This is a genomic window from Campylobacter sp. FU_520 (assembly GCF_025772385.1).
GTDB classification, from domain to species: domain Bacteria; phylum Campylobacterota; class Campylobacteria; order Campylobacterales; family Campylobacteraceae; genus Campylobacter_D; species Campylobacter_D lari_C.
The window spans coordinates 87,209-102,778 of sequence record NZ_JAKMRZ010000001.1 but is presented as its reverse complement, the minus strand read 5'-3'; the positions used below and the strand labels follow the sequence as shown (position 1 = coordinate 102,778).

General features: G+C 29.3%; 16 protein-coding genes. 11 read left to right on the top strand and 5 right to left on the bottom strand.

The features are described 5' to 3' along the window. Position 1: 1 nt before the first annotated feature. From L8W55_RS00580 to aspS, 5 genes are all read right to left on the bottom strand, one after another. Entirely contained in the window at positions 2-2,614 is a 2,613-nt protein-coding gene (locus L8W55_RS00580) for a valine--tRNA ligase (RefSeq protein WP_263676851.1), read from the bottom strand. Positions 2,615-2,692: 78 nt separating this feature from the next. Further along, positions 2,693-3,724 (bottom strand): hypothetical protein, encoded by a 1,032-nt coding sequence (locus tag L8W55_RS00575; RefSeq protein WP_263676850.1) that lies wholly within the window; start codon positions 3,722-3,724, stop codon positions 2,693-2,695. A gap of 36 nt (positions 3,725-3,760) precedes the next feature. Then, positions 3,761-4,279, bottom strand: coding sequence for an inorganic diphosphatase (ppa, locus tag L8W55_RS00570; RefSeq protein WP_120759358.1), 519 nt, complete (start codon positions 4,277-4,279; stop codon positions 3,761-3,763). 10 nt (positions 4,280-4,289) lie between these two features. Then, on the bottom strand, positions 4,290-4,862 hold the full coding sequence (locus L8W55_RS00565; protein ID WP_263676849.1) for an adenylate kinase: 573 nt from the start codon (positions 4,860-4,862) through the stop codon (positions 4,290-4,292). Beyond that, positions 4,859-6,610 carry an aspartate--tRNA ligase gene (gene aspS, locus L8W55_RS00560; protein WP_263676848.1) on the bottom strand — a complete coding sequence of 584 codons (1,752 nt, stop codon included), beginning with the start codon at positions 6,608-6,610 and terminating at the stop codon, positions 4,859-4,861. Before aspS ends, L8W55_RS00565 begins: the two co-directional genes overlap by 4 nt. 85 nt (positions 6,611-6,695) lie before the next feature. Here aspS and L8W55_RS00555 point away from each other — a divergent pair, with 85 nt between their 5' ends. The 11 genes from L8W55_RS00555 (at position 6,696) to L8W55_RS00505 (ending at position 15,568) form a co-directional block, all read left to right on the top strand. Further along, positions 6,696-7,526, top strand: coding sequence for an NAD(+)/NADH kinase (locus L8W55_RS00555; RefSeq protein ID WP_263676847.1), 831 nt, complete (start codon positions 6,696-6,698; stop codon positions 7,524-7,526). Then, on the top strand, positions 7,526-9,040 hold the full coding sequence (locus L8W55_RS00550) for an AAA family ATPase (RefSeq protein WP_263676846.1): 1,515 nt from the start codon (positions 7,526-7,528) through the stop codon (positions 9,038-9,040). The genes L8W55_RS00555 and L8W55_RS00550 overlap by 1 nt, the downstream gene beginning before the upstream one ends. Before the next feature lie 62 nt (positions 9,041-9,102). Next, positions 9,103-10,347, top strand: coding sequence for a response regulator (locus L8W55_RS00545; protein WP_263676845.1), 1,245 nt, complete (start codon positions 9,103-9,105; stop codon positions 10,345-10,347). Continuing rightward, positions 10,338-11,135 (top strand): TatD family hydrolase, encoded by a 798-nt coding sequence (locus L8W55_RS00540; RefSeq protein ID WP_263676844.1) that lies wholly within the window; start codon positions 10,338-10,340, stop codon positions 11,133-11,135. Before L8W55_RS00545 ends, L8W55_RS00540 begins: the two co-directional genes overlap by 10 nt. Further along, positions 11,135-12,286, top strand: a complete 1,152-nt coding sequence (locus tag L8W55_RS00535) for a lytic transglycosylase domain-containing protein (RefSeq protein WP_263676843.1) — start codon at positions 11,135-11,137, stop codon at positions 12,284-12,286. Before L8W55_RS00540 ends, L8W55_RS00535 begins: the two co-directional genes overlap by 1 nt. Continuing rightward, complete coding sequence (locus tag L8W55_RS00530) at positions 12,222-13,061, top strand: septal ring lytic transglycosylase RlpA family protein (protein WP_412175255.1); 840 nt, start codon at positions 12,222-12,224, stop codon at positions 13,059-13,061. The genes L8W55_RS00535 and L8W55_RS00530 overlap by 65 nt, the downstream gene beginning before the upstream one ends. Positions 13,062-13,065: 4 nt before the next feature. Further along, positions 13,066-13,554, top strand: a complete 489-nt coding sequence (locus L8W55_RS00525; protein ID WP_039618077.1) for a 3-deoxy-D-manno-octulosonate 8-phosphate phosphatase, YrbI family — start codon at positions 13,066-13,068, stop codon at positions 13,552-13,554. Beyond that, positions 13,545-14,051, top strand: a complete 507-nt coding sequence (locus tag L8W55_RS00520; protein WP_263676842.1) for a hypothetical protein — start codon at positions 13,545-13,547, stop codon at positions 14,049-14,051. The genes L8W55_RS00525 and L8W55_RS00520 overlap by 10 nt, the downstream gene beginning before the upstream one ends. Beyond that, entirely contained in the window at positions 14,033-14,491 is a 459-nt protein-coding gene (lptA, locus tag L8W55_RS00515; protein ID WP_263676841.1) for a lipopolysaccharide transport periplasmic protein LptA, read from the top strand. The genes L8W55_RS00520 and lptA overlap by 19 nt, the downstream gene beginning before the upstream one ends. Then, positions 14,488-15,087, top strand: a complete 600-nt coding sequence (gene yihA, locus L8W55_RS00510) for a ribosome biogenesis GTP-binding protein YihA/YsxC (RefSeq protein ID WP_263676839.1) — start codon at positions 14,488-14,490, stop codon at positions 15,085-15,087. The genes lptA and yihA overlap by 4 nt, the downstream gene beginning before the upstream one ends. Before the next feature lie 124 nt (positions 15,088-15,211). Further along, complete coding sequence (locus L8W55_RS00505; protein WP_263676838.1) at positions 15,212-15,568, top strand: hypothetical protein; 357 nt, start codon at positions 15,212-15,214, stop codon at positions 15,566-15,568. The last annotated feature ends 2 nt before the right edge of the window (positions 15,569-15,570 follow it).

Below are 15,570 nucleotides of genomic sequence, written 5' to 3'. Positions count from 1 at the left end.
ATTAGCCTTCTAAATTAGAAATTTCATCATTGATTTTTTCAAGTTGAGTTTTAATGCTTTCAAGTTGAGTTTTATTTTGCTCAACAACCGCAGCCGGTGCATTAGAAATAAATTTTTCATTTTTCATCATAGCATCTAGCTTGTTAAATTCTTTTTCAAGTTTTGTTTTTTGACTATTAAGTCTATTTAAAACACCGCTTAAATCAAGATCTTGAGTTGGTATAAATACTTCTAAATTCTCGCTTACATCTCTAATGGATTTTTCTAAATTTGTACTAATAAATTCGATGTTTTCACATTTTGCAAGTGTTGAGATGAAATTAGTGTAATTTTTTAACTCAGCCATTAAACTCTCATCGTTTAATTTTATACAAGCTTTTTGAATTTTTGCATTTGCAAGTTCTACTAAGGTTTTTGCGCGGCGTAAACTCACTATACTTTCTATAATGATATTGAATAATTTTTCTATTTTTTCATTTCTGGAATTAAATTTAGGATATCTTGAAATCATTATAGAATCATGAGTTTGGATAGAAGTTTTGCTTAGCTCATGATATAAATACTCACTAATAAATGGCATAAAAGGATTTAAAAGTTTTAATGCTTCTTTAAAAATACTTCCAAGCTCTTTTATGCTTGATTTTTCAGCCTTACTAAGCTCAATCCCCCAATCACAAAATTCATCCCAGAAAAATCTATACAAAGTATTTGCTGCATCATTAAAGCGGTAATTATCTAAATTTTCTCTTGTTTCTTTTACGCATACTTCAAAACGAGACAGCATGTATTTTGCCAAGTTAGTTTGAATTTTGCTTTTATCTAAATCTTCAAATTTTTCTTCATTTAAAAGTAAAAATTTGCTTGCATTATAAAGCTTATTCGTAAAATTTCTAACTTGTATAAGTTTGTCATTGCTTAATTTTATATCTCTACCTTGGATAGCTAAAAGAGCAAGAGTAAAACGCAAGATATCAACACTGTATTCATCCACACTTTGCACAGGATCAATGACATTACCTAAAGACTTACTCATTTTTCTACCTTGCTCATCTTTAACCAAAGCATGCAAATATATATCTTTAAAAGGAAGCTCACCTAATGCATTAGTACTTTGAAACATCATTCTAGCAACCCAGAAAAATAAAATATCAAAACCGGTGATTAATAAAGAATTTGGATAGAAATCTTTTAAGTCATCTTCATGCCAAAGTGTGTTTTTACCCCAGTCTTTATTACCCCAACCTAAAGTACTCATAGCCCAAAGACCTGAAGAAAACCAAGTATCTAAAACATCAGGGTCTTGTTTGAAATTAGTGCTTTGGCATTTTGGACATTGACTTGGAGTTTCTTCGCTTGCCCATTCATGTGAGCATTCACAATAATACACAGGAATTTGATGACCCCACCAAAGTTGTCTTGAAATACACCAATCTTTTAAATCCCTCATCCAAGCATTAAAACTATTAATCCAATGCGCAGGGTAGAATTTGCTTCCACCAAGATTAACTTTTTCTATACTTTCTTTTGCGATTTCATTTTTTACAAACCATTGTTTAGAAATGTAAGGTTCAACTACATTTTTACAACGATAACAATATCCTACTTGATTAGTATAGTCTTCTATTTTTTCAACAAAACCTTTTTCTTGTAATTCTTTTATAATAACATCTCTTGCATCTAATCTTTCTAAGCCTTTAAAATGCAAGCAATGTTCATTTAAAATACCTTTTTCATTAAAGATAGTAATAAATTCAAGTTTATGTCTTAAGCCTACTTCATAGTCATTATGATCATGTGCTGGGGTTACTTTCACAAAGCCTGTACCAAATTCCATATCTACATGCTCATCAGCAATAATAGAAATTTTTCTATCTATTAAAGGTAAAATGACATTTTTGCCTATTAAGTGTTTAAATCTTTCATCGTTTGGATTAACCATCACAGCGCTATCACCAAAATAAGTTTCTGGTCTTGTAGTGGCTACTACGATGTATTCTTGAGAATTTTCTAAGAAATATTTTAAATAATATAATTTTCCTTTATTTTCTTTATGTTCTACTTCTATATCGCTTAATGCTCCATCATGAGTGCACCAATTTACCATATAATTTCCACGCACAATAAGCTTTTTGTCATAAAGATCTACAAAGGCTTTTTTTACCGCATTTACTAAACCTTCATCCATAGTAAAGCGCAAACGACTCCAAGCAGGAGTGATACCTAAAATTCGCATTTGCTTAACTATGGTACCACCGCTTTGTTCTTTCCATTCCCATACTTTTTTTATAAATTCTTCTCTACCAAGTTCTTCTTTTTTAATGCCTTGAGCTAAAAGTTGTTTTTCTACAACATTTTGTGTTGCAATGCCTGCATGATCAAGCCCTGGTTGGTAAAGGGTTTTATAACCATCCATTCTTTTATAACGCGTTGTGATATCTTGTAAAGTACAAGTTAGAGCATGACCTATGTGTAAAACGCCTGTTACATTAGGTGGAGGCATCATAATGCAAAAGTTTTTACCTTTTTCTTGAATTTTTTCATTACCATTGATTTCAAAATATCCGCGTTCTTCGCAAATTTTATAATATTCTTTTTCTAGTGATTTATCATACATAATTGCTACCTTGAGAATGAAAATAAATTGTTATGTTAGCTTAAAATTGTTAAAGAAGTTTTGAAATTTAGAAATTAGTTATAAAAAACTAATTTCTACTTTACGATTATTTTGTCTTTGAGAATCAGACTTATCTTTAGTAGGGTAGGTATCTTTTCCTAAAGATTCTATTTCTATAACCTCAGTAAAACTAAAGAAATGTTTAGCCACGTTCATTGCTCTATTTAACCCTATCATATAGTTTGCAAAAGTGCTACCTCTATCGTCTGCATAACCTTGAATTTTGATTCTTTTGATTATATCTTCTCTTGCTAGATTTTGATTGATTTTTTCAAGTAGATTTTCATTGCTGTATTCACTATATCCATTTCTTTCAAATAAAAATTTTAAATCAGAAATTTTAACATCTACATAATTGTATTTTTTCTTATTTTTAGCAAAAACAATATCTTTATTATATATGCTTAGTTTCATATTGTCATTTGAAAGCATATCAATAAAAATAGTTAAATTATAATCTTGGGAATTAACTTTAACAGGATTAATCATTTCTTTTAACATATCAATTCTATAATCACTTAAGCTTTTTCCATCTAATACATAAACTTTAACAAAATCATCACTCAAACTTGGCTCATATCTGCTAGTTTTGCCTTTTGCAATGTATTCTTGCATGGTATTTTTATATTTTGTTGTTTTTTCTTTTTTTACGCTTGTTTGTTTATTGTTTTCAACTGGAACTTTGTGTTCTTCTCGGGTTGCTTTAGGTGTAATAGTTTCATTTTTAGAAACTTCAGCTATATTTGTTTTGGTTGTTGGCGCGACTTCTTGAGTGCTTGTATTTTCATCTATGATAGGATTATTTTGTACTGGAGTTTCTTCTTTTAAGAGCTCTTGAACTGTTTGTTGTGGTTGATAAGTATTATCACTTATATTATTTCTTTCTTGGTTGTATTGAGTACTTGGCGGAGTGTAGCTTTGATAAGAACTACTTTTTTTATAATCATATACATAAGTATTTGAATCATCTTCAAAATACCACATATAAAAACCAATACTAGCGCCTATTAGCACCACAAAAGCTATACTAAAAGCAATAATACTTTTCATTTTTTATCCTTTGTGAAGTCCTTAAAAGGACTTTGATTATTTATAATTTTTAATAGAATTTTCTAAAATTTCACTTGCTTTTTCAATGCCTGCAAATTCTTTTACTTTTACCCATTTGTTTGGTTCAAGCATTTTATATGTTTCAAAGAAATTTTTGATTTTATCTAAGCTTGCTTTTGGTAAATCATCTAAACTTTTAATATTATCATATCTTGGGTCAATTTTGCTTACAGGAACAGCTAGTAATTTTTCATCCATACCGCTTTCATCTTCCATTAATAATACCCCTATTAAACGACAAGGAATCACAGCTCCTGCTTGGATAGGGTATTCATTTAAAACCAAAACATCAATAGGATCGCCATCATCTGCAAGAGTATTTGGTATAAAACCATAGTTTGCTGGATAAAACATAGCTGAATACATCACACGATCAACCATGATGGCTCCGCTTTCTTTATCAAGCTCGTATTTAATGTTTGAACCATAAGGAATTTCAATAACTGCATTAAGTTTGTTTGGTACTTCTCCAACTTTGATTTTGCTAATATCCATTTTTTATCCTTTATTTTAATAAATCATTGATTAAATTTTTCATATCAGCTACGATAGCTTCAATACTTCTTTCACCATTGATTACATGGTGGATATTTTCTTTGGTATAAAAATTTGTTATTTCTTCTAAAGGTTCTAAATAAACTTTCATTCTATTATTGAAAACTTCTTCGTTATCATCAGCACCTCTAGCACGCCCTAAAACTCTTTCTCTAGCAACTTCTTCGCTAACTTTAACTTCTATAACACCTTTTAAATTTACTTCACTTTGATTTTTTAATACCTTATCAAACTCAAGCATTTGCTCAACACTTCTTGGATAGCCATCGATAAGTATCGTGTTAGTTGGTGCATTTTTTAAAGCAGTGATGATGGTATTAACAACTACATCTAGTGGAACTAAATTTCCCTTAGAAATAAAACTATCAATAGTCTTTCCAAGTTTGCTTCCACTAGCCACTTCTGCTCTTAGTAAATCACCTGTAGAATAATGAGTAATATTTGCATCATCTGTAGCTATAATGCTTGCATCAGTTGTTTTGCCACTACCTGGTGCGCCTATGATTAAAAATAATTGTTTCATTTAGTATTCTCCCTTAATCTTATACCTAGTTCTCTCATTTGTTCATTGCTTACTTCGCTTGGAGCTTGAGTCATAAGACATTGTGCTCTTTGTGTTTTAGGAAATGCTATAACTTCTCTAATGCTTGAAGATTTTGTTAAAAGCATGATAAGTCTATCAAGGCCTATTGCTATACCACCATGTGGCGGTGCTCCAAAGCTTAATGCATCAAGCAAGAAGCCAAATTTCTTTCTTTGCTCTTCTTCATCAATATTTAAAAGTTTAAATACTTTTTGTTGGATAGGGCTTTTATGAATTCTTATACTACCACCACCTAGTTCTACACCATTTAATACCACATCATGCGCAATAGAATTAATTTCTTCTAAATCTTGTTCATCAATATTTTTTGGCATAGTAAATGGATGGTGCATTGCAGAATAGCTTCCATCATCATTTTGTTCAAACATAGGAAAATCAATAACCCATAAAAATTCTAATTTATCCTCATCAATAATTTTCATTTCATCAGCAAGGAATAATCTAAATCTACCCATATAATCAAGCACAGTTTTCTTAGCCCCTGCACCAAAAAATACTACATCTCCAACTTCTAATTCACATCTTTGAATTAAAGCGTTTAAATCCTCTTCACTAAAGAATTTGCAAAGCGGACCCTTAGGACCATCTTCTTTCATTTGTATAAATGCAAGCCCTGCCGCTCCAAATTTGCGCACAAATTCTTCAAATCTTTGCATTTGGCGTTTAGAAAAAATCGTATCGCCTTTTGGAACTCTTAAAGCTTTAATGCGATTTTTCTTTGTATCTTTTGCAATATTTGCAAAAATTTCGTTATTTGATTTTGCAAAAATATCAATTACATCAATAAATTTCATATCAAATCTTAAATCAGGCTTATCAGAACCATAATTTTCCATAGCTTCTTTATAACTCATTTGTCTAAAAGGTATGCTAATTTCTTTTCCGCAAGCTTTGAAAATATCTTTAAGTAAATTTTCTGCCATAGCTATGATATCTTTTTGCTCACAAAAACTCATTTCTATGTCTATTTGAGTAAATTCAGGTTGGCGATCTGCTCTTAAATCCTCATCTCTAAAACATTTTGCAATTTGAAAATATCTATCAAATCCTGAACACATTAAAAGTTGTTTGAAAAGTTGAGGACTTTGAGGTAGGGCATAAAATTCACCTTGATGTACGCGTGATGGTACTAAATAATCTCTTGCGCCTTCTGGGGTAGCTTTGGTTAAAATAGGAGTTTCAACCTCTAAAAATCCCATTTTTGCTAAAGAATTTCTTGTTGCAATACAAGCAGTTGATCTTAGAGCAAAATTATCATAAAGTTTTTTACTTCTTAAATCTAAAAATCTATATTTTAATCTTAATTCTTCATTTACACTTTCATCACCTATGGCAAAAGGCACTACAGCGCTTTCATTTTCAATAGTAAGTTTGCTTATAACAACTTCTATTTCCCCAGTTTTTAATTTTGGATTTACAAGTCCTTCACCGCGTGGGCGAATTTTTCCTTGTGCTATTAAAACATATTCATTTCTTACTGATGAAGCTATATTGTGTGCTTCTTGATTATCTGCAGGATCGCATACTAACTGTATAAGTCCACTACGATCTCTAAGATCGATAAAAATTACACCTCCATGATCACGGTAAGAATTTACCCAACCACATAATGTTACTTCCGCGCCAACATTTTGTATGTTAAGCTCTGTATTATAATGAGTTCTCAAAATTTTTCCTTAGCTTAATTTTGTTCAATTTTGTTATTATAGTATTTTATTCTTTTGCTTAGCTAAGTTTTGTTATAATTTTTTTATGAAAAAAAATATAAATATAGAAAAAATTCAAAAAATAGGCTTATTTTGCAGGTTAAATACAAATTTAAATGAGCAAATTGCTTTTTTAAAAACAATTTTTTTGCAAAAAAATATAGAGCTTGTATTACTAGATCAAGAAAAAATTAATCTAAAAGATTTAAAAAAATTAGATTTTTTGATTTCTCTAGGTGGGGATGGCACGCTTTTATCTTTATGCAGACAAGCTTATCAAGCAAAAAAGCCTATTTTGGGTATAAATGCAGGAAATTTAGGTTTTTTAACTGCTTTTTCTTTTAGTGAGGTAGAAAGTTTTTTTAAAGATTTTTTTAAAAGTAATTTTAAAATAGAAAAAGCCAAAATGCTTCAAATAACGCTTTGTAAAAAAAACAAAATCATTAAAAAATTTGCTTTTAATGACGCAGTTTTTTCTCGTGATAATGCTTTAATGGCAAATGTGGAAGTTTTTTTTGAAAATAAACTTTTTAATGCTTATTATGGAGATGGTTTAATCATAGCTAGTTCAAGTGGTTCAACTGCTTATAATATTAGTGCGGGTGGACCTATAGTGCATCCTTGGAGTGAAATTTTTGTTTTAACTCCAGTTTGTTCTCATTCTTTAACTCAAAGGCCTATAGTTTTACCTTATGGTTTTGAACTTGAGCTAAAAGTTGAGCATTGTTTGTTGTACTTAGATGGGCAAGAAGTGATTGATCCTAAAGAATATGATAAAATTCTTATAGGACTTAGTAAAAAAGAACTTAGTTTTATACATAAAAAAGATAGAGATTATTTCCAAGTTTTAAAAGAAAAGTTAAATTGGGGTAAGTGATGATAGAAAGTATTTTGATTAAAGAAAATTTAGGTTTTAAACAAGCAAAATTAGACTTAGAAGCTGGACTTACTGTCTTTACTGGCTTAAGTGGTGCTGGAAAATCGGTGCTTTTTAAGGCCATTTTGGCAGCTTTTGCTTTAAGTGAGAGTGAAGCTAAAATGGTGGAAGTTTTATTAAATGATGAGCTTGAATTAGATGAGTTTGGTATCGAAAATGAAGAATTAAATGTATTTAAACTTTTAAAAGATAAAAGCTCGCGTTATTTTATCAATAATCAACTTATTTCAAAAAAGAATTTAGCCTTGCTTTCTAAGAAATTTGTAAAATATCTTTCAGCTAAGGAAAATAATGAGTTCTCAAATGAAAGATTTTTAAACTTACTTGATTTTATACAATCAAAAGAGGATAATAAATTTCAAGATTTTTTAAATGAGTATAAAAATATTTATAAAGAATATATGGAAAATAAAACTAAATTAGAAAAAATTCAAGAAGAAGAAAAAAAGGTAGAAGAATTAAAAGAATTTACGAGCTTTGAAATACAAAAAATCCAAAGCATTAATCCAAAAATTGGCGAATTTGATGAGTTGATGAGTTTTAAAAAAAGACTTTCTAAAAAAGACAAAATTGATGTTGCTTGGAATAGGGCAAGCAGAATTTTTGAATTAGAATCAGCAGTGATTGAAGCTTTGCAAATTAGTGATGTTGATAGTTTATTTTTTTCAGAGTGTTTAAATGAACTAAGGGTAGTGTGGGAAAATCAAAGTTTTGATGATTTTGATTTTGATATAGAAGAAGTGCTTGATAGGATAGAAAAACTTTCTTCTTTGATTTCAAAATATGGAAGCATAGAGGAAGCTTTAGAAGCTTTAGAGAAGAAAAAAGCAGAATTAGCTCATTATGAAAATTTAAGTTTTGAAAAAAAGGAATTAGAAGAAAAAGTACAAAATGCTAAAATGCTTTTAGATGAGAAAAGCCAAAAATTAAGTACTTTGCGTAAAAAAAGATTAAAAGAGCTTGAAAAATTACTTAATTTTTATCTTGAAAAACTTTATATGAAAGAAGTTAAATTAGAACTTAAAGATTGCGCTTTAAGTATTTTAGGTAAAGATGAAGTGAGTTTAAATATCAATGAAGCTAGTTTGAAAAATTTAAGCTCAGGCGAGATAAACCGTTTAAGACTTTCTTTTATTGCAACTGAATGTAATGTTACCAATAAAGCTAGTGGGATAATATTTTTAGATGAAATCGATGCAAATTTAAGTGGCAAAGAAGCAATGAGTATAGCTGAAGTTTTAAAAGAGCTTGCTAAGTTTTACCAAATTTTTGCAATTTCGCATTTACCGCAACTTTCATCAAAAGCAAGTAACCATTTTTTAGTAGAAAAAATAGAAAATGAAAGTAGGGTAAGAAAAATAGAAAAAGAAGAAAGAGTAAGAGAACTTGCTAGAATGGTAAGTGGGGAAAATATTACCCAAGAAGCTTTAGAATTTACTAGAACTTTACTTTAAAAATAAAAAGTAAATTTTCTATATGGTATAATAATAGTTTTAAACTATAAAGAGAGTTGGCTATGGAAGAAAAAATTTTAATTATTGATGATAATAAAATGCTTACGAAACTTTTAGCAAAAAAAGTAGAAAATACTTTAGGTTTAAAAGTAGATGTTGCTTTTGATATGAATAGTGCTAAAGAATTAGTGAAAAATGATTATTTTATGGCTTTTGTAGATCTTTGTTTGCCAGATGCTCCCAATGGAGAAGTGGTAGATGTAATTTTAGAAAAAAATATTCCTGCTATAGTGCTTACAGGAAGTAGTGATGGGCAAACGCGTAAGAAATTTATGGAAAAAGATATTATAGGCTATATTCAAAAAGATAGTGAAAGCTGTATTGATGAAATGCTAAGCTCCATTAGAATGCTTCAAAAAAATAATAAAACTAAAATTATTTTAGCAATTGCTAATGTAACTTTACGTGCGGAAATGAAAAAAAATCTTAATAATCAACTTTTTAATGTTTTAGCAGCAGCACATGGAGAAGAGGCGCTAAATTATTTAAGTGATAATCCTGATACAAAATTAGTAATTTGCGATGCAACTATGCCTGTAATTAATGGGGAAGATTTGCTTGTAGAAATTCGCTCAAAATACTCTAAAATAGAGCTTGGTGTGATTATGGTTGGAGATAAAGACGATGCGCTAGAGGCAAGAGCTTTTAGGAAAGGTGTGAATGATTATGTAATTAGACCTTTCCAAAAAGAATCACTTAATTGTAGAGTGAATAATTGTTTAGATTATATGCAAAAATGTGTTTTACTTGATGAATATAGTTTGGGTAAAGATTTGCTAACAGGTCTTGATGATTATGCAAATTTTGAAAAAAGATTTTTAGATTATTTAGAAGATATGCAAGAAAATGAAGAAATGGCTTTGGCATTAATTGATATAGACAATCTTGCAACAATTAATTATGAGCTAAGTTATGATTGCGGTGATGGAGTGATAAAACACACAGCTAAAAAAATCAAAGATCAAATTCGTGGTATGGATTTAGCAACTAAAATTGAAGATGGTAAATTTTATGTATTATTAAAAAACACCGGACATAAAGAGGCATTAAAAGCTTTTTCGAATATAAGAGTAAATATTGCTAAAGAAAGTGTTTTAATAGCCCTAGATGAAGTAGATTACAGTGTTTCTGTGGGAGTTGCTTTTGGAGTTAAAACAAGTCAGATGCAAGATTTGCTTAATAATGCTCAAAAAGCACTAGATTTAGCTAAGTCTAATGGTAAAAATAGGGTAGAGGTATGTTTTTAGATTGTGATTTTAGCGAAAAAATCATAGATACGCATTGTCATCTAGATAGTCAAGTTTATTTTGGATATTTGGATGAGATGTTAAATCATGCCTTTGCTAATGGAGTAGATAAAATCATCATACCTGGTGCGGATATAAAAGATTTGCCAAGAGCAAGAGAGATCGCATATAATTATGAAAATGTGTATTTTTCTTGTGGGGTACATCCTTATGATATAGATGATTTTGATTTAGATATTTTAAAAGAATTTATAAATGATAAAAAATGCGTTGCAGTGGGTGAGTGTGGGCTTGATTATTATCGTTTAAATGCTGATGAGGATGAAATAAAAGCAAAGCAAAAAGAAGTTTTTATAGCTCAAATTCAGCTAGCTATTGAACATAAAAAGCCTTTGATTGTGCATGTGCGTGAGGCTAATGAAGATAGTTTTAATATTTTAAAAACATATGCAAAAGATTTACAAGGTGGTGTTTTGCATTGTTTTAATGCTAGTGAGCTTTTACTTCAGCTAGCAGACGATGGTTTTTATTTTGGTATAGGCGGGGTTTTAACTTTTAAAAATGCAAAAAAGCTAGTAGAAATTTTACCTAAAATTCCAAAAGATAAGCTTGTTTTAGAAACAGATGGACCTTATTTAACTCCAGAACCACATCGTGGCAAGGTAAATGATCCTATTTTGACCCATTTTGTAGCTCAAAAAATGGCCGAACTTTTAAATTTATCAAAAAATGAAATAATAAAACTTACTAATTTTAACACCAATCGTTTGTTTTTTCAAGGTTTATAATGAAAAAAAGCTTTTTATTTTTTATTTTAGTATTATTGTGTTTAAATGCTAAGGCCTTGCAATTTACTCCAGAGCATTACACGCAACAAGCACAAATTTTAAGAAATTTAGATATAGAAGCAAGTTATCTTAGCGATATGATTTTTTTAGAATTTAAAGAATCTTCCATGGATATGCATTCTAAAACTTTAGTGGATACTATGAGGGAATTTTACAAAATCACCCCAATTATCCGTAAAATCTTAGAAAAAGAAAATATCCCTCAAGAATTTTTATACTTAGCGATTGTAGAATCTGGTTTAAAAATTCATAGTATCTCAAGAACTAAAGCAGTAGGTGTTTGGCAATTTATGAAACCAACGGCACAAACTTTGGGTTTAAGGATAGATCCTTATGTAGATGAGAGAAAAGATTTAGTAAAATCAACTTATGCAGCTATTACTTATTTAAAACAACTAAAAGAGCAATTTGGAAAATGGTATTTGGCCATTTTGGCTTATAATTGTGGTGATGGCAAATTACGCCAAGCTATAAAAAAAGCAAAAAGTGATGATTTAAGAATCTTGCTTGATCCTGATAAAAAATACTTGCCATTAGAAACAAGAATTTTTATTAGAAAAATTCTTACTATGGCATTTTTGGCTAATAATAATGATTTTTTAATTTCACAAGATAGTGCCTTGCTTAATTATGCCCTATCAAGTGAAGTTAAAAAAATACCTGTTCCACCAAGTGTTTCTTTAAGAGAACTTGCCAAAGTAGCTAAGATGTCTTATAATGAATTTAAACGTTATAATCCACATTTTAATTATGACTTTACTCCACCTGATAAAAAAGATTATTACATGTATATTCCTTTAAGTAAAAGCGTGGCGGTAGAAAAGGCATTAGAGAATGTAAAATTAGCTAAGGTGGATACAACCATTCCGCATACAAAAATTTATATAGTAAAAGAGGGTGATAGTCTTTATACTATTGCAAGAAAACACAAAATAAGTGTTGAAAGCATTAAAGAATATAATAAAATCAAAGGAAATTTAATCAATATTAATCAAAAACTTGTGTTAAAAATTAAGGAGAATAATAATGCAAAAATCAAAACAACTCAAAAATTATCAAAAAACTCTCATACAAAAGTCGTTAGTCGTTAGTTGTGTAGGGGTTTTATTCAGTGCTTGTAGTATGGTACCTATTAGCACGCCTACTGTGTATTATCCAGAAAGAGATTTTAAAAGTATAAAGCATAATAATACAGGCTTAAAAGGCACTATGAAGCCTTATACTATTAATGGTAAAACTTATTATCCAACAGTAGTAGAAGTAGGTGAGACTGCTGATGGTATAGCTAGTTGGTATGGGCCGGGTTTTCATGGTAAAAAAACTTCTAATGGTGAAACTTATAATCAACACGCTTATACTGCAGCTCATAAAACTTTACCTATGAATACCATAGTAAAAGTAACTAATTTAAAAAATCACCGTCAAACCACTGTTAGGATTAACGATAGAGGACCTTTTGTAGCAGGTAGGATTATAGATTTATCTAATATGGCTGCAAGAGATATAGATATGATTCAAGCAGGAACAGCTCCTGTAAGACTTGAAGTAATTGGCTTTGGAACAAGTGCAAACTCAGGTTCAGTGCATACTAATTCTAATTTAGGCAGCAGTGGAGAGATTGCTGATAGTGGTCATATTTTCCAAGGTGGATCTTTTATGGTGCAAATTGGAGCATTTAGAAATAAAAGTGGCGCAGAGCTAATAGCAAGTAGATATAAAAATTATAATTCTTACACTTCAACTATACAAACAAGTGCTAAAGATGGCTTACATAGAGTATTTTTAAAAGGTTTTAGAAGTGAGCAAGAAGCAAGAGATTTTGTTGATAGTGGATCTTTCCCAGGTGCGTTTATAGTAAGAGAGTAAAATCATGATAGAACTTATTTTTTTAGATGTAGATGGTTGTCTAACAGATGGTAAAATCATCTACACACAAAATTATGGTGAGATTAAAGAATTTAATGTAAAAGATGGCGCAGCAATTGAAGCTTGGCAAAAGCTTGGTAAAAAAGTTGCTATCATTACAGGTAGAACTAGTGAGTGTGTGTATTTTAGAGCTAGGGATTTAAAAATTGATTTAGTCTATCAAGGTATTAGTGATAAACTAGCTTGTGCTAAAGAAATTTTAGAAAAATTAAATTTAGATTTTTCTCAATGTGCTGCTATTGGGGATTATTATAATGATATGAGCTTGCTTGAAGCAGTTGGATATAGCTTTAAGCCAAAAGATGCACATAAGGCTTTGAAAACTGATAAAGTTTTAAATAGAAAAGGTGGCAATGGAGCAGTGAGTGAGATGATTGAAATTTTAATTGAACATAATAATATGCAAGCTCAATGGGATAAACTTTGGCGATAAAAATTTTTGCTATATTAATGAGTTTATTCGCCTTTGTTATGGTGATTTTAAGTACCCAAGATCCTTATTTATTTGCCATAAAACCACAAAAGATAGATGTGGCAAATATGCAAGCTTTTGATGTGCTTGATTATGAGTTAAATGCTAGTGTAATTAAGGCTACATATCAGGCAAGTCGTTGGGTAAAATACCAAGATAAAGATATTTTTGATGATTTTAAAGTGCAAGCGCTTGATTATAATTTAAGTTCAGATTTATTAGTAAGGAATGATGAAAAATCCATTTTAGAAGGTAATGTAAGCTATTTTGATCATAATCAAACTTCTATTTTTACCCAAAAAGCAACTTATGATATGAAAAATAAAATTTTATTTTCTAATGATAATTTTAAAGCATATATAGGTTTAAATGAAGTTTTTGGGGATAATTTTTTATATGATGTAAATCAAAAAGAATTAAAAATTCAAGGAATAAAAGCATGGTTTTTAGAGCAATAATTTTTTTGTGTTTGTTAAATTTATTTGCACTTGGTGCACAAAAAATAGAAGTTTACGCTAAAGATTTTTACTTAGATGAAAAAAATGAAACAAGTGTATTAACCGGTGATGTGGAAGTTAAAAAAGGCAAAGATGTTTTAAATTCACAAAAATTGGTTATTTATATGAAGAATAAACAGCCTGTTAAATATATAGCCACCAAAGATGCTAAATTTAAAATCATGATGAAAGATAAAACTTATCATGGAAGTGGTGATGAGTTTGTTTATAATGTAGCTAAGGATACATATGAGATTAATGGCAATGCAAAAATTACAGAAATACAAACAAAAAAAGAACTCATAGGGGATAAAATCATAGTAGATAGAAAAAATATGACTTATAGAGTAGTGAGTAAAGATAAAAAACCCGCTAAATTTGTATTTGAAGTAAAAGAATGATACTTAATGCTAAATTTTTAATTTCTGCTTCCAAAATAGATGAAGCCCCACAACCTATATACACTGAAATCGCTTTTTTAGGACGCTCTAATGTGGGTAAAAGTTCTTTGATTAATACTCTTTGTAAGAATAAAAATTTAGCAAAAAGCTCTTCAACTCCAGGTAAAACACAGCTTATTAATTTTTTTGAAGTTGATTGTAAAAAAGATGAAGATAAATTCAAATTAATGTTTATTGATTTACCTGGTTTTGGTTATGCTAAAGTGAGCAAAAAAACTAAGGCTATTTGGAATAAAAATTTAGATGAGTTTTTAAAAGAGCGTAGCTCTATTAAACTTTTTATTCATCTAATAGATTCAAGACATGATAATTTAGATATTGATACAAATTTAGATTTGTATTTAGATTCTTTTATTAGAGCTGATCAAAAAAAAATAACAGTTTTTACGAAAGCAGATAAGCTCAATCAAAGCCAAAAAGCAAAAATTTTAAATGCAAATAAAAATGCCATTTTGGTGTCAAATTTGAAAAAAAGTGGTATTGATAAATTAGAACAAAAAATCATTTTAGAGAGCTTGGGTTTTAATGAGGAGTAGAAATTTAGTAAAAAATAGATTTGATTTTTCTTATTTATTTTTCTATCTATCTTTGATTTTTTATCAAGTACTAAGCTCTGTGTATTATTGGATACCTCCTTTATTTGGGGTATTTTTTTGTTACATGATAGTGCTTTTAAAAGAAAAAGAAAGAACCCTTAATAAACTTGATTTTAGATGGTATTTTTCTTTGTTTTATCTTTTATTAATTGATGTTATTCATGGATTTTATCTTTTTAGCTCATGGATAGCTTTTTTTATTTTTTATCATTTTTTTGTGGATTGGTTTAAAAGTAAATTAAAACTAGGGCATTATTTGCTCGTTATATTCACTTTTTGTGCTTATATTTTCATCTATCTTTTTGATGTGTTTTTAGCATATTTAGATAATAATGAAATTTTAAAATTTGGTATTGAATATTTATGGTTTTTTGCTGTTGAAGCTTTGATTTCTTTTGTTATTTTTAAAGGAAAAATCTGATT